General features: G+C 35.8%; 17 protein-coding genes and 1 other annotated feature. Of the genes, 4 read left to right on the top strand and 13 right to left on the bottom strand.

Annotated features, from left to right (window positions below; translation table 11 throughout):
• Positions 1–4: 4 nt before the first annotated feature.
• Genes A9C19_RS05520 through A9C19_RS05505 form a run of 4 tightly spaced genes read right to left on the bottom strand, consistent with a single transcriptional unit; the run spans position 5 to position 5,162 of the window.
• Positions 5–1,666 carry a GspE/PulE family protein gene (locus A9C19_RS05520; protein WP_072579012.1) on the bottom strand — a complete coding sequence of 554 codons (1,662 nt, stop codon included), beginning with the start codon at positions 1,664–1,666 and terminating at the stop codon, positions 5–7.
• Positions 1,667–1,690: 24 nt separating this feature from the next.
• Entirely contained in the window at positions 1,691–3,025 is a 1,335-nt protein-coding gene (locus A9C19_RS05515) for a VanW family protein (protein WP_072579011.1), read from the bottom strand.
• Positions 3,026–3,041: 16 nt separating this feature from the next.
• Complete coding sequence (locus tag A9C19_RS05510; RefSeq protein WP_072579010.1) at positions 3,042–3,833, bottom strand: PRC-barrel domain-containing protein; 792 nt, start codon at positions 3,831–3,833, stop codon at positions 3,042–3,044.
• Between the two features lie 27 nt (positions 3,834–3,860).
• The gene (locus A9C19_RS05505) at positions 3,861–5,162 is read right to left on the bottom strand and encodes a hypothetical protein (RefSeq protein ID WP_072579009.1); all 1,302 of its coding nucleotides are present in this window, start codon (positions 5,160–5,162) and stop codon (positions 3,861–3,863) included.
• Positions 5,163–5,298: 136 nt separating this feature from the next.
• Between A9C19_RS05505 and A9C19_RS05500 the strand changes: the two genes are divergently transcribed.
• From A9C19_RS05500 to A9C19_RS05490, 3 genes are read left to right on the top strand one after another with little or no spacing between them, the layout of a single operon-like run.
• Positions 5,299–5,832 (top strand): type IV pilus modification PilV family protein, encoded by a 534-nt coding sequence (locus tag A9C19_RS05500; RefSeq protein ID WP_072579008.1) that lies wholly within the window; start codon positions 5,299–5,301, stop codon positions 5,830–5,832.
• The gene (locus tag A9C19_RS05495) at positions 5,816–6,433 is read left to right on the top strand and encodes a PulJ/GspJ family protein (protein WP_072579007.1); all 618 of its coding nucleotides are present in this window, start codon (positions 5,816–5,818) and stop codon (positions 6,431–6,433) included. Before A9C19_RS05500 ends, A9C19_RS05495 begins: the two co-directional genes overlap by 17 nt.
• A 15-nt stretch (positions 6,434–6,448) precedes the next feature.
• Positions 6,449–8,176, top strand: a complete 1,728-nt coding sequence (locus tag A9C19_RS05490; RefSeq protein WP_072579006.1) for a hypothetical protein — start codon at positions 6,449–6,451, stop codon at positions 8,174–8,176.
• A 34-nt stretch (positions 8,177–8,210) separates the two neighbouring features.
• On the opposite strand, the gene A9C19_RS05485 is transcribed toward A9C19_RS05490, so the two are convergent.
• The 4 genes from A9C19_RS05485 to A9C19_RS05470 form a co-directional block, all read right to left on the bottom strand.
• On the bottom strand, positions 8,211–9,914 hold the full coding sequence (locus tag A9C19_RS05485; protein ID WP_072579005.1) for a vWA domain-containing protein: 1,704 nt from the start codon (positions 9,912–9,914) through the stop codon (positions 8,211–8,213).
• A gap of 183 nt (positions 9,915–10,097) precedes the next feature.
• Positions 10,098–11,807, bottom strand: coding sequence for a sensor domain-containing diguanylate cyclase (locus tag A9C19_RS05480; RefSeq protein ID WP_083584290.1), 1,710 nt, complete (start codon positions 11,805–11,807; stop codon positions 10,098–10,100).
• 99 nt (positions 11,808–11,906) lie between these two features.
• The gene (locus A9C19_RS05475; protein ID WP_072579004.1) at positions 11,907–13,211 is read right to left on the bottom strand and encodes a bifunctional folylpolyglutamate synthase/dihydrofolate synthase; all 1,305 of its coding nucleotides are present in this window, start codon (positions 13,209–13,211) and stop codon (positions 11,907–11,909) included.
• A 63-nt stretch (positions 13,212–13,274) separates the two neighbouring features.
• On the bottom strand, positions 13,275–15,923 hold the full coding sequence (locus tag A9C19_RS05470) for a valine--tRNA ligase (RefSeq protein ID WP_072579003.1): 2,649 nt from the start codon (positions 15,921–15,923) through the stop codon (positions 13,275–13,277).
• 105 nt (positions 15,924–16,028) lie between these two features.
• Positions 16,029–16,260, bottom strand: a binding site (T-box leader).
• 215 nt (positions 16,261–16,475) lie between these two features.
• Here A9C19_RS05470 and A9C19_RS05465 point away from each other — a divergent pair.
• On the top strand, positions 16,476–16,667 hold the full coding sequence (locus A9C19_RS05465; RefSeq protein ID WP_072579002.1) for a hypothetical protein: 192 nt from the start codon (positions 16,476–16,478) through the stop codon (positions 16,665–16,667).
• 156 nt (positions 16,668–16,823) lie between these two features.
• Here A9C19_RS05465 and ysxE read toward each other — a convergent pair whose 3' ends face one another.
• From ysxE to A9C19_RS05440, 5 genes are all read right to left on the bottom strand, one after another.
• A complete protein-coding gene (gene ysxE / locus A9C19_RS05460) occupies positions 16,824–17,864 on the bottom strand; it encodes a spore coat protein YsxE (RefSeq protein ID WP_158515059.1) in 1,041 nt (346 codons plus the stop codon).
• 109 nt (positions 17,865–17,973) lie between these two features.
• On the bottom strand, positions 17,974–19,170 hold the full coding sequence (spoVID, locus tag A9C19_RS05455) for a stage VI sporulation protein D (protein ID WP_072579001.1): 1,197 nt from the start codon (positions 19,168–19,170) through the stop codon (positions 17,974–17,976).
• Positions 19,171–19,433: 263 nt separating this feature from the next.
• Positions 19,434–20,687, bottom strand: coding sequence for a Ger(x)C family spore germination protein (locus A9C19_RS05450; RefSeq protein WP_072579000.1), 1,254 nt, complete (start codon positions 20,685–20,687; stop codon positions 19,434–19,436).
• Positions 20,684–21,775 (bottom strand): GerAB/ArcD/ProY family transporter, encoded by a 1,092-nt coding sequence (locus tag A9C19_RS05445; protein WP_072578999.1) that lies wholly within the window; start codon positions 21,773–21,775, stop codon positions 20,684–20,686. Before A9C19_RS05445 ends, A9C19_RS05450 begins: the two co-directional genes overlap by 4 nt.
• Complete coding sequence (locus A9C19_RS05440; protein ID WP_072578998.1) at positions 21,772–23,322, bottom strand: spore germination protein; 1,551 nt, start codon at positions 23,320–23,322, stop codon at positions 21,772–21,774. The genes A9C19_RS05445 and A9C19_RS05440 overlap by 4 nt, the downstream gene beginning before the upstream one ends.
• Positions 23,323–23,328: the final 6 nt, after the last annotated feature.

Raw genomic sequence — 23,328 nt, 5'->3', positions numbered from 1 at the left:
TCACCTACTCCGCTACCGCTACACGTAGAATTTCTTCTGTCGTTGTTAAGCCTTGTTTTACTTTTAGTAAGCCGTCATCAATTAAGAAAATGGTTTTATTCTTAGTCGCTAGCTCCCTTAGCTTAGACAACGACTCATTATTCATAATGACTCTTTTCATTTCATCATTTAAAACAAGTAATTCGTGTATAGCAAGACGACCTTTATATCCTGTCATATTACATGTTCCACATCCACGACCTCGAATTATTTTATCAATGGATAATCCTCTTTTGGCAAATATCTCCATTTCACGTTTAGTTGGAGGCTGTTCAGTAGCACAGTCTCTACATACTTTTCTTACTAACCGTTGAGCAACAACTCCAGTTAGAGAAGATGCAACTAGAAACGGTTCTACACCCATATCCATTAAACGAGTAATGGTACCTAAAGAGTCGTTTGTATGAAGCGTACTTAATACTAAATGCCCAGTTAAAGAAGCACGTACCGCTATATCTGCTGTTTCACGGTCACGTATTTCTCCGACCATAATAATATTCGGATCTTGACGTAAAATCGAGCGAAGACCTTTTGCGAAGGTCATCCCCACATTAGAATTTACTTGAATTTGATTTATTCCCTCAAGCTGATATTCAACAGGATCTTCAATTGTGATAATGTTTACTGCTTCTGAATTCAAATGATTTAGAGCAGCATATAAAGTTGAAGACTTACCAGAACCCGTTGGTCCCGTAATCAGAACTATTCCAGTTGGATTTTCGATTAAATTCATAAATCGTTTTTGATTTAAACTATTAAAGCCTAATTTATTTAAGTCGTTTAATGTGCTGCCTAAATCTAAAATACGCATAACAATTTTTTCCCCGTAGACAGTCGGTAAGGTTGATACACGTAAATCAATTGGGTGAAAATCAATGTGCATCTTAATACGACCATCCTGTGGGACTCGATGCTCTGTAATATCTAAATTTGCCATTATTTTTAGTCGGGCTGTTAAGACACTTTGCATATGCTTTGGAAAGGTTCGTTCATTTTTCAAAACGCCATCCACACGCAAACGAATTAATACTTTTGTTTCTTGAGGATCAATATGAATATCACTTGCCTTTTGTTGGACTGCGTTTTGAAGCATTTGGTTAACGAGTCGAACAATTGGTGAATCTTCACTCGTGATTTTTTCCTCTTCCACATCATTTTGAGCTGTTAATTCATTCATAATATCCGACATACTATCATCAATTTCATAGTATTTATTGATAGCACGTAGGATATCATCTTTAGATGCAATGGCCGTTTCAATTTGAAAACCAGTCGCTAATCTCAAGTCATCAATGGCATAGAAGTCCATTGGATCGGCCATTGCGACGAAAAGTCGATCTCCATCAATTTTAATTGGGATTAATAGATTTCTTTTCGCCATTTCCTTAGGAACTAGCTTCACTAGTTTTTGGTCAAAAGGGAAACGATACAAGCTTACATGAGGGATTCCCAGCTGAAATTCAAGAACCTCTATAAGCTGTTGTTCTGTGATATATCCTCTTTCTAGAAGAGCATCGCCAAGCTTTTGGCCCTTTTGTTTTTCCTTTAATGCTATACTTAGCTGTTCTTCTGTAAGTAAGCCTGCATCTACTAACAAATCTCCTAATCTTTTTCTCGTATCGTTCATTCAAGATCCCTTCTTTAGCAGAAATTATTTTACATCCTGTTCAGTAGGCTTTTCCCACATTCCATCCTGCTTGTCTTGCGTTTTTTGTTGATCCTGACTTTCATTCACTGCTTGATCTTCATTATTTGTAGACTCACTTTCCCTTTCAGTAGTCGTACTTTCTTCTACTGATTCGCCTTCTTCTACAATAATGGATTCACTTGGAGTCGTATCACTATTTGTAACAGGGTTAAGTAGTCCTGTTTCAATAATTTTGTGTACAGGTGGATAAAAATCTTCCGCGATTTCCTCCGTTTCAAGTAGCGCACCTTCTAGATCCTTGACGATTCTAGAGACTTTAACAAATAAACCGTTTTTTCCATCCTGAACAACCTTTTCTTCCTTTTCACCTAGCAAACTAGTATATCGCTTAATTTGTTTAGGAGGATATGTCTCCTGTTCTGAAAGCTTAAGATCATAGGTATAGAGAAAAGGTGCTCCGTGTACAGTAACAATGAAACTGTTGTTTGTTACTGTAAATGAAATGGTGTAGTCTGATGGATTAGGGTTAAACCATTTCAAATCAGATTTACCCGCAATAACACTAGCTTCATAGCCTAGTTCTACTTCATTTGGAAGCTCTAAACTAGTATGTCTTTCTACAATTTCAAAGTTTGTTAGTAATAAAGTTTTATATAAGGCAGATGTTACACTATTTATCTCAGGTGTATTGGGTTCTGCATGACTTCCTAAAAGCTCCACAACTGATATTTGTGATTGAGCCGGTACATGTATTGTTCCAATTTGATTGATAACTTTTTGGAGCAACTCCTGATCGAATTCCCTTGTGATCGTAGTTTCAGCTGCAATGGTGTTTAATTCCTGTTTAACAAATGCTTGAATAACATAATATTGTTGTTCATTTGCCATAGCTTTTACAGCGTCTACTAAGACCTGCTGTAATTGTTCATGATCAATAGTCGAGTAGCTATCACCCAGCTCTTCTTTTACCAATAAATCATAAACGTCCTTGTTTATTTCTACAGAAAGTGAATCACTTTTCCCCTCTAATACATCCTGAACAGTCTTTTGTATATCAATAAAAAAGAAATCCTGTCCAATCACAACATTCTGATCGTTAATGGACACCTGCAAATAGTCACCTAAAAACCATTGATCAACTTGTTTTGATACTTCCTCAACCGCTTGTTCTACTGTCATATTTTCTACTGTTACCGACCCAATTTTTGTACCAGGTTGAAACGTTCCCCCACCTGCCATAAAATCATATGCTCTTGCACCAATCTGTGAAAAAGCAATTAAGTAAACAGTAGAAATAAGTAGTACAACAAACGCTTTAACACCATTGTTTATCTTCACAATGAATTGCCCCTTTTTACATTTCAGTATTCATTGATAATTCTACAAATGTGCTCGGTCCTTCGTTTTGTGCTTTTTTAATATCCTCAATTGTTAAAACTGTACCTTTTGGAATGAGCACGGATTGATCTCCACTTAAAATGTCCTTTACGACAACTTTTCCTTCAAGTAGTTTAATTTGCTTTTCTTTTATCGCATCAATTTGATCATAGTTCAAGTCTTCATATACAACCTCTTCTTGTTTCGTAGGAGCAAGCTCATCGATTAACTCTTCAATCACATTGTCTTCTCCTTTTGTTTCTGGGGTATGAAGAAAATCTTGTTCAGATTTCAAAAGATCAGATGATGTTTCTTCCTTAACAACAAGAATATCTTTCCCATAAGTCACTACATGCTCAGATTTCACAAAAACTGTTTGGTCGCTTACTACTAATTGTAGACCAATGATTGTACCGTTCTCTTCATCTACATAAAATTCCTTTGCTTCTCCTAGTAATTGACCCTTACGTGTAATTACTCTTGTATCAGTAATTTTTATGCGCTTATTAACAAGCTGATTTGCGATTGGAATCTCATTTAAGTCAATGATGGCATTATCGGAGTCTATAGTCACTGCAAACTCTCCTATTCCAATGACTTTACTAAATGGAATCGCCTTTACACTTACTTGCCAATCATCATGTTCAACTGTTAAAAAATCAACTGTTCCTTTTTCAGGATTGATAACTAATGATTTTACATTTCCAAGCTCAATTCCCGCTGTAATGCTAATAATCGGTAAACCTACAATTTCAGTACTTTTCTTCATCTAAATTCACTCACCTATTCAAAATATTTACTTTTGCTTAATCCATAATAGTTGTTCAAATAATAGTGGATACTTTGTTAAAGCATCCTTCATTTCTTGTAAGAATAGCTCGTACTCTAATTCCTTACCTGCCTCGACATAATAATGTAGAAGCTCACGTGCAAATAAGAAAGTATCTTTTTCAGATTTTGCATTATTCACTGTTTCAATCAATACTTTTTCATATTGTTGTGGTGAAAGAGTATTCTTATATATGCTCATTTGATCTAATAATAAATCTAACACGTCGTTAGGAAGCTCTTCATTTCTTATCAAATAATCCTGTTGCGGCTCTGTATGTTCACTATAAGCTTCTTCAACTAGAGGTTCTTGGAAATCGGAATATTCACTACCATTTTCTAAAGCTTTTTCTTCCATCACCATTTGCTCTTCTTTGAGTTGTTCTTGTTGTTCCTCTTCTAGTGCTAGCACTTCTGGTTCTTCTTGTTCTTGCTCAACTTTCATCATTGATTCTACCTGATTCTCTTCATCAGAAGCTATTTCTTCAACTGGTACAATTTCAGGATCCAGGGAATTCCTCTCTTCCCTATTAACACTTTCAGCTTCTAACAAATCGTCCAAGTAATCAAGTTCCATCGTTTCTGGCTCTTCTTTTTGATTTTCTTGTTCAGTGTTTTGATCTTGATCTCTTCCTTCAAATAACTCAAATAGAAAGTCGTCTGTCGTTTCTTGATTATCATTTGTTACTGGTTCGTTCATCTCATTAGATTCAATAGCTACAGCTACTTCTTCTATCATTTGATTTTTCTCACTTAATTCTTCTTCCCGTACATTTTGCGAATCTATAGAGTCAAAGAAATCGTCCAAAAAGCTTTGCTCCTGCTGTTCCTTATTCTCTTTCTCTACAAACGCCTCTTTATCATCATGGTTGACCTCCGACGCATCAACACTCCATTCTTGAGTTTCCCCTTGATGTCGTTCTAGTACATCAGCATGATTTATTTCAGGCTCACGATCCTCAACAGTTAATAATGGTTCATTCCATTCTTCTGTGATGACATTCTCTTCATGTATTTCTTCGGTGACTGATTCTTCGAAAAGGTTTGCTTTATTTCTTAATAAGTATGCGGTGGCACAAAGCAATAAAAATATTGCAACTCCTGATTGCCAAATTGGAATTACTTTTGATGTAAAAGTAAACACAATGGTTGATAAGAAGGCAATTAGTGATAAGACAATTTTTCCTGTCTTATTTAATCCAATTGGGACTAATAGCACAATTGGAATTAAAATCAGGAATCCAACTAAAATGAATACATATAAGTGCAAGAACTCACCCCACTTAATAATTAAGTATTTTTTCCTATTTTTCTAGCAAATATCTGCTTTAGAAACGAAAAAAAGACATTTCTCGACCATAACTTATTGTATAATAAACTTGACCTATTTGAAAGAAGGGATTGGAATGAAATTCAAATTGGCAAAACTTTTCACCCATACCAAAGGGTTTACATTAATCGAAGTTATGTCATCTATTCTTATTTTTAGTATTTTAACCCTAGGTATGCTTACAGTTTTTTCACAAGCAATGAATTACACACAAAAAAGCAAAAATGACACCATCGGAATATACGCTGCAAGAAATATGATGAATTATATGGAGCAAAAGGATTTTACGCAAATGAACCAATATGTAACACCCCTTACAGCCGACTCAGGCTCAAAAAAGGTGTTAGAAAAAAACATTTGTTTAGTTTGGTATCCAATAAAGGATACAAACAATGACGGTCTGGATGATAACGAGGAATTACGAGAAAGATGTAAAGCTACCTTTACCCCTTCCATTAATAATCGTGATTTTCTTGTCAAAGTGGAGCTTTCAAAGCATCAGGATGGAGAACTTCAAGACTCACTCATTCCTATAAAAGTCATTGTGAATTGGGAAGATGACAACGAATCCACTCTAGAGGGGTTTATAACACATGAAGAATATCGTTAAAAAGCTCAATAATGAACAAGGAGTTTCCCTGCTTGAAGTAATGGCAACAGTCGTCATTTCATCCATTATATTGGTTGTTTTTTATAATGTATTTACTATGGGAGTCAAAACCTACGAACGCGTAGGGGTTGAGATGCAGCTTAGGGATGAAGCTGATTATATCGTTTCCGCCATTATGAAGGAGCTTTATGAAACACCGATTAATTCTGTGAGAGAATGTGATGGAGTTGATCATTGTATAGAAATTGTTCAAAATATCGTATATGAAAAAAACGAGAATTTTTCTACACTTATTGATCAAAAGACATTAGATGAATCTGATGAAATTGTTACTACTATAATTTTCACACCAAACGCTGTCACATTAACGAAAAAAGAAGGACAAAATCCAGAAACAACATCAAATTTACTAAACAATAACTATCAATTATTATTCAACAATGAGGAAAGAACAAAAGTGAATCTAGAGTGTCTTGACAAAAGTAATCAGTGCGAGCAAGGTCTTATAGAAATGCAATTAAAGTTAGAGCATAGAAAATTCACTGATGGTCAGATGATTTCTGTTGATCCAATTGTATTAACAAGTAAATTCGGGTTTTAGTGAGGTGAACTGAATATGAAGAATGAAAAGGGGCAAACTCTATTAACCGTGATGGTAGTGTCGTTAATTTTCACTGTTCTTGGGTTAACGATTGTTGCTGCTTCCATTAATAGTAACGAAAGAACAGGAGTTAGAATTGATGAAGTTGAATTAACGACCAATGCTACTAAGGTATTGAACGAGGGGATAGCTAAATTCACAAAGTCAATTAACAGCTTAGAGTTAAATAAAATAAACCTTAGCTCACTTGATTCACAAATAGCACAAGAGATAACGAAATTAAATAGTGATATAACTGTTACTGACATCTCAGCAGAAGAACCATTCAATATTGATACAACTAAATATTACACTCGGATTTTTGAACTTTCTTATAAAGTTCAAAATGATGGTGATAGAGCACATATTGCACGTGTGATAAAAAGGAAGGTCTACCTCTCACCAACTCCAAGCTTTTTAAATTATGCTATAGGATCAGGTCCAGACGGAAAAGTTTATTTAAATGGTGCTTCCTATGTAAATGGTGATGTCTTTTCCGGAGATTTATATACAAGCAACATTGCTCAATATGAAGACGTAAATAAAGAAAAAATCAACCAACAAAACACATTATATCCTAGAGTAGACGGGAATATATACTTAAAAAAATCATTAAATAACGTAAGCCTTCCTCTTTCAAGTAATGAATATAAAGATGATTTTCATACGGATTCCAACAATTTAACTGTTAACCTTGACCTATCAGAATTTGTCCATGTTAATTTTCCTGGAACGATGTCACAGGTATTTAACCGTTTGTCGACTGGATTTCAGGATGATATGTTTTCTACACCTACGAACGTACACCTTGCAATTGAACAACTTATAACCAATTGTAAAAACGGTGTTGCTTCTACTTGCAATCAGACGGCAGAATTACTACCGATCTCACCTTTGTCAGAAAGTCCTGATTATAGTGCACTCGTAAGTAAGCTTACTTCAAGTAACGCCAAAACGTATATATATTATGCAAATAATTCAGGTGCCATTATTGATCCTTTAAAGGTACCAACTCCTCCGCTCTTTATTGAACAGGATGTGAAAATGGCCAATGATAGCTGGTTAATTGTCCATGGAGATTTAATTGTTAGACCGATTAATAAAACAATAATCTTACAAGGTAATATTATCGTAACAGGAGACTTAATTATTTCAGGTGATGAAGAAAACGATGAAACACCAGAAAATGATAATCTATTAGTTGATTCAACAATTTATGTATTAGGTCAATCAGAAATATCTAACACTAATATTAATGGATACGAACAAAAGCAGTTGGTTTTATTATCTAAAGAGCAGCTGTTAGTAAATCGAATAAATGAATTTAAATTGAATGATGGCACAATAGAAAAGCTTGATGCATTCTTCTATACTGAAAAAAGTGCAGAATTGTATGGGGTAGGTTCTTTATTCTTAATTGAAGGTGGAATCTTTGCTAGAGATAATTTAACGATAAACTCTATAAAGCAAAATGAAATTAAAAAAAGCTTCAATTCCGCTGATACTATTAATTTAAAAAACAGCATCGATCCTACTTCTCTACAAAATAGAAGTACTGAAAAGTCTAGGTTCCAGGTAGAGCACAATTTGAAAGTCTTAGCAGATCAAATTGACGCGTTACCCCGAGTAGATCACTATCTCGTTATACTAGACGAGCCTACAATTGAGAATGCACCATATGACGAACCTGCTGCTACTCCATAGAAAAAACCGCGGATCATATCCGCGGTTTTTTATTTTACCATTTCCCAAAGCTCTCTGTCCCGTCATTGTCACCTGTATCAGGATCTGTTGATTCTCTTTTCACGACAACAGTCAACGGTTCACTTACGATGCTAGGATGTTTAAAGTCAGCTACTGCTTTGACTTCTGTGTAACCAATTTCTTTAGCAGTAATGTACCAATCTCCATTTTCCTTCGAAATCACGATCGGATTTATTGGCGTGCTGAAATCATTCTTGATTTCTCTTATTAGTTTATTTGTAGCATTGATCGGATTAAATGACATGTACGATGAAATATTAACCTTTTGACCTATTTCTAATGTTAACGTACGCTGTGTAAACCCAATAGATTTTAACGGAACGATAACTTCTGTCACATATCTTAACCCCTCAACCTTCACGGCGCCAGAATTATAAACAACATCGAATGTAAATTGATAATTACCAGGCTGCGTGAATATCAATGGTAAGCTGTAACTTAAAGATGGATCTCCTTTGCTAGGAGGGTTAGGGTTAAATTTGATATTATTCAAGTTCATATATACAACATCTTTGTTGTTCTCTTTTATAATCGAAACTGAGTCATTTTGTTGTACGGTCACACCTGCTGGCAAAGTAAACTTAATAAATCCATTAGATAATGATGGATATTCAGCAGAAATATTGTCCGAAATATCTTTAAAGATATCTACTATGTTTTCTCCTGATGCACGTTCAGCCTTACCATTTGACTTACTAGATAATTCGGTTAGCAAGTTCATATCCAGCTGACTTTGTTCACCGAATCCAATAGATAGCAACGTCATTTTATTATTCGCTATACTTTGAGCTTGATCTCTTGCATGATTTTTAATATCACTTGGGACAGAAGGATTTTCTTTAGAATGAAAATAATAAGAATTATTATGCTCAATTACCTTTACATTTCGATTACCATTCGAGTCGTAATGCACGGTCTTCTTTCCATTAATAGTTGATCTAGTATCGGAAATGATATAAGAGGTTCCAGCCACTGAGACTAAATGTCCTGCAAAATATTTATTGTAATAAGCAAAGTAGCCATACATATTATAATAATCAGCAGCATTAATTAATTTATAGTAGCTACCACTGATACTTTCAACCTTTGATGAATTAGTTGCTTGACCATCCGTCATGAAGATAATATATTGATCTCTTGCTGAGCGATTCGTTGAATTAAGTAGAATATTTTCGGCGATTTTCAATGCCTCTGTATAGTTTGTTCCTCCTTCTGCAGGAACATTTTTAATTTTATTCGTAATCGTATCAGGATTTGTTTGAAGTGTAGAGATGGTGTAAGAAGAATTCACTCCAGAATCAAATGCCACGATCCCATATCGGTCCTGATTATTTTTTGAGTTTTTCTTAAATGTATTCATTGCTTGCTCCACGGCTTCCTTGGCGAGCTGAAGCTTTGTCTTTCCACCACTTACCACTTCTGCCATGGATCCTGATTTATCAAATACAATCACGACATCCATCGGCTTTCGCTCATTAGAAGTAGCCGTACCTTTTGGTTCTAAATTAAACGAAACATTAGTTGTTACTGTTCCATCATCGCCTATCTCTAGTGATTGCTTACCATTAACTGTCGCATTAATCGAGAGGCCGTTTACTGTAGCTGACGCCTTGTTTAATGGTATAAATTGAATTACGAGCAAAGACACTAGAAATATTGTAAATAAACGTTTCATCATTACAATACCTCCCACGACATATTCATCTAAAACAATAGACATATATAGATATAGTTCTATTATACCAAAAACAACGCACTAGAATAGTAGGTAAAAATAATATTTACAAAACAAAAACATATTTCGAGTTATTTCTCGGGAAATAGATGAATAGCATGGTTTAAGTTTTGATAAATTTACGTCTTATCCAACATATCCTGCAACTTTATTCCTACCAGCTCTCTTTGCCCCTAAATACATCGCTCGATCTGCATGTCGAATTAATGAAACGCCGTCCTCTGAATCATAAGGTGCAGAGGAAACTCCTAAACTAACTGTAAGGAATATGGATAGCATGTTAGAAGAGCTTTGCAACGCTTGATGGATTTCAAAAGGTGTGTTTGCAATAAAGAGTCTTAAGTCCTCCGCAAGCTGGAAGGCTTTCTCTTTATTTGTATTCTTCAATATGACAACAAACTCTTCTCCACCATAACGTGCTACAATCCCTTTCGAATGGAAAAATGACAAAAGTCGCTTTGAGAGCTGAATTAATACTTCATTCCCTGCTTGATGCCCATATGTATCATTTATTGCCTTAAAATGGTCTACATCTAACAAAATAAGAGAAAGTTCCTCTAATTTATTTTCTTTTAACATAGTAAAGCTTTCGTCTAATTTTCTTTCTAAATAACGATAATTATATAACCCTGTTAATGAACAATGTTCACTTTCTCTCTTAGTTACTTCATAGTTTTTAGCATTTTCTACTGCCACTCCTAAATAAGCAGAAAGTAAGTCCATAATCATTAATTGAGCTTGATCAAATGCATGTTTTTTATTGGAAGCAAGTATGACAATTCCAACTAGTTCTTCATTTCTCATGACGGGTACAGCAATAATACTTTCCACTGATATTGGAAGTTGTGACTGCTGAATATGTTTCCATTGTTTACGCGAATGAAAGAGCACACTTTTTCGCATCACATAAATATGTCCTGAAATCCCTCGGTCAGGAGATTTCGGTTCTTCAATATTGACAAAAATTTTACCATTTTCATATTTCCGTATAATACGTAGCTTGTCCTTTTCATAAATGTCGATTAAATAGGCTGCATCCACAGGAACCATGGAGATTACTTTCTCCATAAACAGATCAACTACCTGCTTAATTTCAAATCTTCCCGTTAATTGCTGACCAATATCACTTGCTTGTTTTAGGTATTGATTAACATGCTGGCTTTTATAATAGAGTGTTAGAATGATCGAAAGAGCAAGCAATGGTGTTCCGATAAATAGAACCGTATTAATTCCTACATCAAGATAGAGAAAATAGAGTGCTAAACCGATTGGAAAAATAATGATGGAAGTGAAGAACTCCCAAATAAAACTTTTCGTTAAGAGGTTAAATTTTTTCTTATATAAATACACCTGAAAAGCTTCTAGAAAAAATTGGTTTAATAAAAAAACAGTTAATTCATATCCGAATATAATCATAATAGATTGATAACTAAACGGAACCTCACCATGAGTACCACCCATATAGTAATACATCATAGCTCCTCCATAGGAAACAAGCGAAAACAAAAGAAAATTAAGCGGATATCTGTACGACTCTTTTATTCCAACACGCATCTTTAATAGGAGAACAACAATCGAAATTTGGGTAAGAAGTAATTCAATAAATAACCCGAAGTATAAAAATACGGCTAGCGAAACACCTTGAATAAAAAACACAGGTGTTCCATTAATATTAATTGGCCAAATTGACACTAAGCACATTAATAAAAGGAACGCGAGTATATCAATCTCCAATCCTTTTACTGTAGGAGGGGACAAATGATAGGAAGACCAAAAAAGAATGGGAGTAATACTCGCCCATAACACCCATATTACTATTTTTTTTCGCTTATTCACCTAAACACCCTCCAAATAAATCGTTCTTTAGTCCTTTTTTTAATAGTACCAAAAATTCTAATTTTTGTCACAACTACAAGCTATAAAAGAAATAGGTAGTTAGTTATATTGCAGCAAATATTCCCTTACAACTGAAATAAAGTAAAGTGAACCCGTTATGATGATGACATCTTCTTCACTTGAGTACCTATTCATCATTTCCAAAAGAGCTTGTTCCCAAGATTCAAAGAAGCCTTTATCCTTATGCTCGCATGCATTCATGAGATTTTGCGCTGTCTCTGCTCGAGGAAAATCAAAGGTTGTAAAATGAATAGAAGTAGCTATAGATGATAACCGGTCTATCATTGAATTATATTCCTTATCTTTTAAGGCACTGAACAAAAGATGAACCTTTCTATTAGGATAATATCCTTTTATTGTTTGAACAAGACTCTCTATCCCCTGATTATTATGAGCACCATCTATAATCACATCAGGGTTACGTTTAATCTGTTCAAATCTCCCTTTCCACATTGTTTTCTTCAATCCCTTTAAAATTGCTTCTTTCTCCATGCTCACCAAACCAGCAGTCACTAAATAATTTATTGCTGCTGTCGCTATGGCCGCATTCTTCACTTGGTGCTCACCTTTCATTTGAATATGAATCTTCTTAAAGGTTGAATAAGGTGTTTGTAGTGTAAAGGATTCACCATGTAGATCTCGAGAACTGTTAAAGGTTTTCACTTCTTGTCCCAATCGCCAAATAGGAGCATTATTTTGCGCAGCCACTTTTTCTATCACCTTAAGGGCTTCAAAATCCTCTACTCCTGTTATAAGTGGAACGTTAGCTTTAATAATTCCTGCTTTTTCAGCTGAGATTTCCGCTAGTGTATTCCCTAAAATATTCATATGGTCGAATCCCACATTCGTAATAACAGAAAGAAGCGGACTCACAACATTAGTAGAATCCAGTCGTCCTCCCAAGCCTGTTTCTAAGAGTAGATAATCTGGTTGATCATACTTCCCAAAATAAAGAAACATCATAATCGTGATAATTTCAAACTCCGTTGGATCCCCCAATTCAGTTCGACCCATTTTCTCAACATATGGTTTCACTTCATTCACAAGCTGAAGCATCGCATCATCCGAAATTGGCAGACCATTCATACTTATACGCTCATTGAAGGTTTCAATATAGGGTGAAGTAAATGTCCCAATCTTATAACCAGCTTCACAAAGCATATGTTGCATGTAAGAGATTGTAGAGCCTTTCCCGTTTGTCCCCGCCACATGGATTATCCGAAGGTTTTTTTCAGGTGATCCTAGTTGTTTCAACAATTCTTCCATTCGTTGTAATCCAGGCTTCACACCGAACTTTAATCGACCGTGAATCCAGGAGATTGCTTCATCGTATCGCTTAAACATTACTTCCTCTCCTTTGTAAGAAAAACTCGGGTATGTGAATCCACACCCGAGTTTTTCCCTTTCTTATCCTTTTAACTCTTCGATTCTCGCTAAAACAATCGTTCGTTTTTCGATATAATCTTGTTCTTTTGCTTTCTCTTCTTCAATAACCTTTTCTGGTGCTTTCTTTAAGAAACCTTCGTTTCCTAATTTTTTCTGAACTCGCTCTACTTCTTTATCTAGCTTTTCACGTTCTTTTTCTAATCGTTGTATTTCTTCTTCAATGTTAATTAGTCCTTCAATCGGCAATACAATTTCCGCTCCTGTTACGACTGCAGACATTGATTTTTCATTTGACGTAAGCTCTGTGGCAATTAGGAATGAGCTTGTGTTACAGAAACGTTCAACATACACGCGATTTTTTTCAAGCTGAGCAAGTATTTGCTCATCCTTCGCTCTAATTTGCATTGGGATTTGCTTACTCATCGGTGTATTAACTTCTGAACGAATATTACGTACTGCACGAATCACTTCAACTAAGAGCTTCATTTCAGCTGCCGCTTGAACATCTGTTAGCTCTTGATTTACAGTTGGCCACTCAGCAATTGTAATAGAAGCACCTTGGTGTGGTAGTGATTGCCAGATTTCTTCCGTAATAAACGGCATAAACGGATGTAATAATCTCATTGTGTTATCTAATACATAAGCTAAAACGGAGCGAGTGGTTTTCTTAGCTGCTTCGTCTTCACCGTATAATGGAAGTTTCGCCATTTCAATGTACCAGTCACAGAAATCATCCCAAATAAAGTTGTATAGAAGACGGCCAACTTCACCAAACTCATACTTATCAGCAAGCTTTGTTACATGTTCAATCGTTTCGTTTAGACGAGTTAAAATCCACTTGTCTGCAACAGATTTTTCTCCAGTTAGATCAATTTCTTCATAGGTTAAGCCATTCATGTTCATTAAAGCAAAGCGTGAAGCATTCCAAATTTTATTTGCAAAGTTCCAAGTTGATTCTACTTTTTCATAGCTAAAGCGCAAATCCTGTCCTGGCGAGCTTCCCGTTGATAAGAAGAATCGTAGTGAGTCAGCACCATATTGATCGATTACTTCCATTGGATCAACACCGTTACCTAAGGATTTACTCATTTTACGTCCTTGCTCATCACGTACTAGACCATGAATTAAGACATCTTTGAATGGTCGTTGTTCAGTGAATTCAAGTCCTTGGAAAATCATGCGTGATACCCAGAAGAAAATAATATCATAACCAGTTACTAACACATCTGTAGGGTAGTAACGTTTAAAATCAGCAGATTCAACGTCTGGCCAACCCATCGTTGAAAATGGCCAAAGAGCGGAACTGAACCATGTGTCTAAAACATCATTATCTTGATCCCAGTTTTCACTATCTGCAGGCGGCTCTTGGTTTACATAAACCTCTCCAGTTTCCTTATGATACCAAGCTGGAATACGGTGTCCCCACCAAAGCTGACGTGAAATACACCAGTCACGAATATTTTCCATCCAACGAAGGTACGTTTTTTCAAAGCGATCTGGTACAAAGTTAACTTTTTCCTCATCTTCTTGAAGCTTAATAGCTTTATCTGCAAGTGGCTGCATCTTCACAAACCATTGTGTAGAAAGATAAGGTTCAACTACAGCGCCACTTCGTTCACTATGACCTACAGAGTGCATATGCTCTTCAATCTTGAAAAGTACTCCTTGATCTTGTAGATCTTTTACGATTTGCTTTCGACAAGCAAAACGATCTAAACCATGATAGATGCCTGCTTTTTCATTCATTGTTCCGTCTTCATTCATCACTAAAATACGTTCTAAATTGTGACGATTTCCTATTTCAAAGTCATTAGGATCATGTGCAGGAGTGATCTTAACTGCTCCCGAACCGAATTCCATATCTACATAGTCATCTCCAACAATTGGAATTTCTCTCCCAACGATCGGAAGCACTACCTTTTTACCAATTAAATGCTTGTAGCGTTCATCCTCAGGATGAACAGCAACAGCCGTATCACCTAGCATTGTCTCTGGTCTTGTTGTAGCAATTTCAATTGATCCAGATCCATCTGCTAATGGGTATTTCATATGATAGAAGGCACCTTGTACATCTTTGTAGATAACCTCAATATCAGACAATGCTGTTTTCGTTTGAGGGTCCCAGTTAATGATATACTCACCACGGTAGATTAGCCCTTTATTATAAAGTGTTACAAATACCTCTCGTACAGCCTTTGATAACCCTTCATCAAGTGTAAAGCGTTCACGAGAATAATCTAGTCCAAGGCCCACCTTTGACCATTGCTCTCGAATATGCCCAGCATATTCTTCTTTCCATTTCCACGTTTCTTCAATAAAGCTTTCTCGCCCAAGGTCGTAACGAGATTTACCTTCTTCTTTTAATTTAGCTTCTACTTTTGCTTGTGTCGCAATTCCAGCATGGTCCATTCCAGGCAACCATAAAACATCGTACCCTTGCATACGCTTCATTCGAGTCACGATATCTTGAAGAGTTGTATCCCAAGCATGACCTAAGTGAAGCTTTCCTGTTACATTTGGTGGCGGGATAACAACTGTATAAGGTGTTTTGTTTACGTCACCTGTTGCCTCAAAGTATTTTCCTTCTAGCCAGAAAGAATACCTGTTGTTTTCAATTGCTTTAGGATCATATTTTGTCGGTAAAGATAACTGCTGTTCATTATTTTCCATGATCTGATTGTCCTCCTAATGGTAGTTATGTAAAATGTAAAGACTCTTCGTAACATCTTAAAGCCTTATTTATATGAATAGAAAAACAAAAACTCCTCCCGCCCGTAAAAGGACGAAAGGAGAATAGTTTCGTGGTACCACCTTTTTTTATAGACTAAAAAATAGACTTAGCCTATACACTCAACAAAATAACGGTTTTTACCGGTTTCTTCTACTCTTATTCAAAGAAACTACTCCTGGGCGACATTCTACTGCTTCATACTTAAGAAATCTTTCAGCAACTGATTTCTCTCTCTAAAAGCGATCGCACTATACTCTTCCCATTCTACGTATGTTTTGGCTCATTTAATTTTATATCACTTATATATTACTAAATAAATCTTTTTTTCGTCAATATGTTTACCATTTTTCCTTTATTTCATACAGGCACATGTCTTTTATTCTTTGCATAGTGTAAGACATATCAACCTGTATTTAGTAGGCTAGCCATCTAGCACGTGGCTACTCTTCATCACTTATATATTGAAAAAAAAGTTTAGGGAGGGTTAACTATTGAAGCGGAGATTCAATCCATACACACTTCCACCTTGGCTAAGACAAATTCGTGAAATCGGAATTCAAATCATTATTCCATTAACGATTTTCCAAGGAATCAGAACGGTATTCTTTCCCACATCCTTTGATGTGCTTTTACTTGGTTTGTTAATTGTTTTAGCAATTGCGTTTAAATATGATTGGATTTAATATCCATAGTACACAGATAATATGGATTAGTCCGAAGCGTTTCTAGGGCTTAAGCTCATTTAGATTAAGAAGAAAACTTATCGCTACTAAATCAACTTATAAGCCCTAGACGCCCTAAGATACTGCCATTTCCCTTACAATTTAATAGGAGGTGGATCATTCGTTAGTTGCTTTCGCCTCAGCCGCTTCTGCTTCTCGTTTTTTTCTTTCTTCTATTTCTGATAGTTTCATCACTACATATTCTATATTTTTGAATTGCCAGTAGGCCTTTACAAGCTTACGGTTTTTCTCTAGCTCTGTGTATGGATACGTATGACTCTGCTTAATTAAGCTGCAGATTCGATGTGGATAAGCTAAATAGGATAAGAATAAAAGCATTTCTTCATCCGTATAAGGATATTCCTTTTGATACGTATAAAACCAATTAACACAATCATCGCTTTGAACAGGAGTAGTTCTAGCAATTCGTGTGATAAAGAGAAGAAAATCATCTATCGGCGAAGCATATCTCGCTTGTTCGAAATTAATGAAATGTCCTTTTTCATTTTGATCATACAAAAAATGGTGTGCTGAAATTTTCCGGTGAGTTAATGAAATTCTTGATGTTTCTTTCTCTCCCATTTTCTCATACCATTCTTCGATTTTCTTTATCGAAAAATCAATAGCACGACTTACTTCAATATAATAGGTTACTGCTTGTAATTCAAAAGGAGATAAATAAAGCTTCTGCTCGCACTTTTCAACAAATGCTTCATAAAATGCCTTATTTTCTTCTAATTCCTTAACATACGTTTCATAATGCTTGGAAACCTCATGACCTAAAAGCGTAACATTCTGTTCTGTTTGTTTGTGAAGTCTCGCCATCTCTTGAAAGAGGTACTGATGTCGTTTTTCTCGCTCATCCTCTGGCTCATTTGGAAGCCATGGACTAACATAATAGTTCTGCCCATTATAATGAGAAATCAACTGCTGGTTGCGATTTAAAACAATCGGGACAAATTGGTTAAAATTTGATTGCCTTAACGATGAATAAGAATGTAGAAATTGTTGATCTATAGAGTTTGGCAACAGCTTCACTACATATGGTCCTTTGTTTGTATAGATCTTCATTACCTTAGAATTTACTTCCTCCCCATACTCTAATGTCAGATCATATTGTCGTAGTAAAGGCTCTATTTCTTCCATTTGAATGGTCAAGTGTAGGAAACCTCCAATCAATGAAAAAAACAGCTGAGGTATACCTTGCCCCATGCTGTTTTTCCAAGTATGCGTTTCATGCTAAAGCTCTTGTTAAAATCTAAGAATTTTACTTGCTTGTAGAATATGCCGGGATATATAGAATTTGTCCCTCGTATACATCTTGATCAGCATGAAAATTATTCACTCGTAAGATTTGTTGTGCTGATATTTCATAACGCTCACTGATGAGCTCCAGTGTATCTCCTTGTTGAACAATACACATTTTCACCCTTGAAAAATCTTCTTCATCTTCTCTAGCAAATAAACTTGTTAAGTAATGAGCATCCTTAGGATCCGATTCTTCACGTCCATCAAGCTCTTCGTCTTCATATTCATGAGGTTGCTCAGGCTTTGAGTAGAAGGAATATTGCACCTCTTTTTCTTCTTGTGGCTGATCTTCTTGTACATCTTGTTCCAAAAACTCTTGCTGCTCCTGTCTTACCTCAACAGCCTCTGGCTTATAAAGATCGTCCTGCTCAACACTAGTAGAATGTAACTCATCCCCTACTTCTTCCTTTTCTTCCTCAAAATAATTGAAGGATGCCACATTATCTGTTGCGCCTTCTTCTTCATCAACAGCAACTACTACAGTAGGTGTGTCAACAACTTGTTCCTCTTCTTCTTGGTCTTGTGAAGAGTGATCCTGATAAAATGCTGAAAATGGTGAGGCAATTTGCCTATCACTATCTTCCTCATTCTCTTTCTCGATCTCAGCAGTCGGGGTTGAAGGACTTGATGGTAAAGTGTCATCTCTATAAAGCGCCTCAAATGCTTCTTCCTCTGGTCGATCCGCTGCAATAAGTGTTTCATTCTCTGGTTGTGCTTCCGCTTCTTGTTGTGTTTCTTGACTAATTCCACTAATCGAGAGATCAGCCGTTAACTTTAAACATTTGTATTCTGGTAATTCATAATCAAATGACTCAATCGATACATACACTTCTTCTAATTGCTGAATTCGATTTCTAGGAATGGTAATATCAACTGGAAAGCGATGAGTTAAAATACTCGTTCCATCCTCACGAGTTACTACTTCATTCACATATCGAACATTCGCATATTCAAATTGCTCTCTAACATCGGCATTTTCATCTATTTTGTATTCACCTGTCAGCTGCAATGCACCTCGAATTGAAATGTACTGATCATGTTCGTGAATGGTAATGTCCGGATCTAAAGAAATAGATAAAAGTTCAGATACTTCCTGTCCTTTTTGAAACCACACTGACTCTTCTACAGAGAATCGTAATTGTTGGTCCTGTGACAAAAAAACTCCTCCTTTCAAATAGCCTAGTAAATTACTATGACAATACAGATGTATGTATGAAAGGAGAAAAATATGATTATTTTACAGATTTACCTATATGTTTATAAAAAAAAGCAAATAAATTGGCAAGAAACAAACAACAACAGATAGGATGAAAACTCCAATTGCCCCCGCTTTATTTTTCTGTTTCCAGACTATTTTCGCATACATAAACGTGTAAAGAGCAATATAGAGGACCAAAGGAAAGATGAACCATTTATACATTATTCTCCCTCATTTTCTTTACTCATTTTATGCGGTTTAAGCATTTTTCCCATATCATCAATTGTTACGATAAATTCCACCTGCACCTCAGCATCCTTGTATTTTTGCATCCAGTCATATGTGACATACTCTTGATAAGTAAAAAATTTACTTCTAACTGTTGAAGCCCAATTGAAGGGCTCGGCTTCAAATTCTGTCTGTGTTCGATTTATAAAACGTAATGCTTTACTCGTAAAACGCTCTTCAAGACTTTTTATTAAGATCTTCTGCTTATTCATATCTTCCACATAATCAATCATGCTAGGAAGAGACAGAATTTTTATTTCCATCCACTCTTGCACATATACCTTAGGTGTTGATTCGTCTACATTTACATTTACTTTGGTACGAATATTTGTAGCTTTACCAGTTATTCTTGTGTTTTCCTTTAAGGGATCTGGAAACGTAAACAATATTTCTGACGGCTTCACATCTTCTTTTAAGATTGCGGTTATTCTCTGTTCCTCACCTGTCATTGTTCCAATCATTTTCCCGTTCTTAAATACTGCCGCACCAATTGTTTGGATGGTTGTACCACCCTTTTTCTCAATTTCACCTGGCAAAAAATTGTCTTCATTTTCACTATTCTCTGATTCATCTGTTCCTTCATTCACATTAGTTGTTGTGTAAATTCCTAATGCTAATCCTGCTTCCGTATACGTCTCATGGAGGAAATTATGCAGAGTAGTATCAGGTACTAAGGCATTCCTTTTCCATCGTCTTGACATAAAATCGAAATATTTATGGGGGCTCGCTTCAAGAGCGGGTTTATTATTTCGGATAAACTCCTCTGCTCGTTCCTTTGAAATGATAAAATACATTGTTCTTCGTATTTGTCTATCACGAGTTAACATTTCTATCACTTCTAAAAATCGTTCTGACCTTGCTAATTTTTCACTGAAAACAATGGCTTTTGTATGATAAAAATTCACATTTCTTGTTTCCGACGCATTCGTTAAATCTCTCGCCGATAAAATATCTGGGGCATTCAATGTAATAGCCTGGACCTCTTCTCTGGAAGGATCGCTCCCTGGGTTACCTGCCATAGGATCGGCAATTTCATAAGTTATCGCAAGACCTTCTCCATCCTCTGCTAAGTCTATGCCTAACGTTAACACAAATCCTTCCTCTTCAATTTCAATTTTATCTGCACATCCACTACAGCTGATGAGGATGATAACAAGTAGCCAAAAATACCGTACGTGAGCTTTCATTTAGCCACTACTCCTTTCCATTTAGCAAGAGCCCATAAGAGGATAGGAAGGCAAACTAAGTAAATCCAGCTTGTATTAAGAACATATTGACTACGATAGACTAGGACATTCTCTACTGCATTGTCTGGAATAACACCAAGCATGATCGTTAACGCCGCAAAAGGTAGAAGCAGTGGCTCAAACTCTTTAATCTTAAGACTATAACTAAAAATCGCTACAGAGATATACAAATAGACAGCAAATCGAAGAATGCTTGCGACACTCCAAAAGGCTAAAAAGATAGCCTCTACATTCGATAACACACGTCCAACTTGAACCATTCTCGTTATCTCATGAAATGGATATAATACATTATCGATGATCGGAAAGTCGTATGTCATGAGGTACACAACAAAAAACACCGTTAACTGAAAAATAACAATGGAATAGCCTAAGATGCTTGCATTGCGAAATGTCCTATAATTTCTAAAGTAAGGATACAGAACAGAAAAGAAAAAAATATCTCCAACAATACTTGAATAGTTAACACTTGTTTTAACAAGAGACCCGATCCCATATCCACCAAGAGGGAAAATATATGAAATATGTAACTCTCTCCAAATGAGCAGAATTAAGATGATAAATGATACAGTAATATAGGGTACACTTATCCACGCGGTGTAGCCTATATTTAAAAATCCTCTCTTAGATACAAAAAATATAGCAACCATTAAAATGATGTAAAGCTGAATGGTTAGTGAATTAGGAAAATATAATGAATTTAAGATATCTACATAGCCTCTTGTATTTAACACCGTACTACTGTAGGCAATGAAAAATAAGGATATGCTCAAAATAAACCCTATATACTTTCCCGTCAGTGTGTAGATGATTTCAATAAGTCCTTTTGTTTCAAAGGCTTTTACTAACTTTATCAAAACGAGTAATGGAATGAGCATAAATACCCCTGATACGATCGGCACCATCCATGCTGAATGTCCAGCTTCTTTAAACAGAATTGTCGAGGTCATATCCGTTAGTTTTGATCCGATGGTTACTACAATTAGTGCAGTAAATTCCCTCATTCCTAGCTTTCGGTCCATTCTCATTTGGAATCTTCTTCCTCCTGACTCATTCTCTTATTTTCAGCTGGGAATATATTTAATGGTCTAAGCCACATTTTCCACAAAGGTGGTCTAATAATCATATCTTTAGAGGAAGGATAATGAGGTGCCATTGGAGATAAAAACGGGACATCAAAGGACTTAACGGAGGTCAAATAAGAAATACTCATGGTCATGCACAAAGCAATACCGAATAGTCCCCAAAAGGCACCAAATATAAGAAAAATATAGGTTGAAAGTCTAATCATATAGGTAAAAGACAGGTTAGGCACGGCGAAGGATGCAAGCCCCGTCACCGCAATAACAATAACTAAGATGGGACTAATAATATTTGCTTCCACAGCAGCCTGTCCTAAAATTAATGCACCTACAATTCCGATAGTAGGTCCAATGGGAGAAGGAACTCTAATCCCTCCCTCGCGAATTAATTCAAATGCGACCAGTAATAACACAACCTCAAAAATGGCAGGAAATGGTACTCTCTCTCTTGTTGCTGATATGGCAAGTACTAAGTCAGTCGGTAACATTTCAATATGAAAATTTGTCGCTGCAATATAGATGGCAGGTGTTAGAATGGTTGTAAAAATCGCTAAGATTCGAATGATTCTCGAAAAGTTCCCATATGCCCATTTGCTATAATAGTCTTCAGATGTATGGAACAAACTCCAGAATGTCACTGGTGCTATTAAACAGCTTGGTGAGCTGTCCATTAAAATAACAATATGACCTTCTCTTAAAAAAGACACCGCTCTGTCTGGTCTTTCAGTATATAGGATAGTGGGCACAATGGAATAAGGTCTCTCTTCAAGATGTTGTTCGAGTATAGCTAAGTTTTGAATTTCATCTTTTTTTATTTGACTTATTCTTTTTTTTACCTTTTCTACTAATTGAGGATTCACTGTATCTTTCATTGATAAAAGCGCTACTTTACTTAATCCACTCTCGCCTACTGTTAAATATTCGGTTATTAATTCATTGGAGCGTAACTGCTTTCTAACCAAGGAGATATTCACATTAATAGACTCAATAAATGCTTCTTTAGGTCCCTTTAAGATATTTTCATCCTGTGCTCTGTCTACACTTCTCTTTTCGAAGCCGCTCGCAGTGACTCGAAGCGGATATTTACTTCCTTCTACTAATAAGAGAGAGTTGCCCATAAGTAATTCTTTTTTTCCGTCTTCCATTGTCTCTACTTCCTCAACCGTTTGCGAGGACATAATATGATTCTTTAAAAAGGATGAGATTTCATTAGAATCAACTGATTTTTCCAGTGGAGCCCCTTGCTGCATAAGTGGTGTAAGAATTTCACTTTCAATCGTTTGAACATCACTCATGCCTGTTAAAAAAAACAAGGTTGCTTTTTTTTGTAATGAGTCAATAAAGAGTTCTCGAATGATAAAATCCTGATTTTCTGGAAAATAAAATAGCTCTTTTAACATATCTATATTCTTTACGTAGTCTTCCGAGAAGCTTGCATATTTCACTTGTTCTTCTGTATGTGATGCGGGTATTCGAGGACGACTTAGCTTCATTGAATA

It is taken from the genome of Bacillus weihaiensis, from assembly GCF_001889165.1.
Lineage (GTDB): Bacteria > Bacillota > Bacilli > Bacillales > Bacillaceae > Metabacillus > Metabacillus weihaiensis.
Note: the sequence above shows the minus strand (reverse complement) of the source record. Positions and strands in the feature narration are given on the sequence as shown.

Coding starts and splice junctions, on each gene's coding strand:
- A9C19_RS05520 (WP_072579012.1), bottom strand. CDS start 1,666: ATGAACGATACGAGAAAAAGATTAGGAGATTTGTTAGTAGATGCAGGC.
- A9C19_RS05510 (WP_072579010.1), bottom strand. CDS start 3,833: ATGAAGAAAAGTACTGAAATTGTAGGTTTACCGATTATTAGCATTACA.
- A9C19_RS05500 (WP_072579008.1), top strand. CDS start 5,299: ATGAAATTCAAATTGGCAAAACTTTTCACCCATACCAAAGGGTTTACA.
- A9C19_RS05495 (WP_072579007.1), top strand. CDS start 5,816: ATGAAGAATATCGTTAAAAAGCTCAATAATGAACAAGGAGTTTCCCTG.
- A9C19_RS05490 (WP_072579006.1), top strand. CDS start 6,449: ATGAAGAATGAAAAGGGGCAAACTCTATTAACCGTGATGGTAGTGTCG.
- A9C19_RS05485 (WP_072579005.1), bottom strand. CDS start 9,914: ATGATGAAACGTTTATTTACAATATTTCTAGTGTCTTTGCTCGTAATT.
- A9C19_RS05475 (WP_072579004.1), bottom strand. CDS start 13,211: ATGTTTAAGCGATACGATGAAGCAATCTCCTGGATTCACGGTCGATTA.
- A9C19_RS05470 (WP_072579003.1), bottom strand. CDS start 15,923: ATGGAAAATAATGAACAGCAGTTATCTTTACCGACAAAATATGATCCT.
- A9C19_RS05450 (WP_072579000.1), bottom strand. CDS start 20,687: ATGAAAGCTCACGTACGGTATTTTTGGCTACTTGTTATCATCCTCATC.
- A9C19_RS05445 (WP_072578999.1), bottom strand. CDS start 21,775: ATGAGAATGGACCGAAAGCTAGGAATGAGGGAATTTACTGCACTAATT.
- A9C19_RS05440 (WP_072578998.1), bottom strand. CDS start 23,322: ATGAAGCTAAGTCGTCCTCGAATACCCGCATCACATACAGAAGAACAA.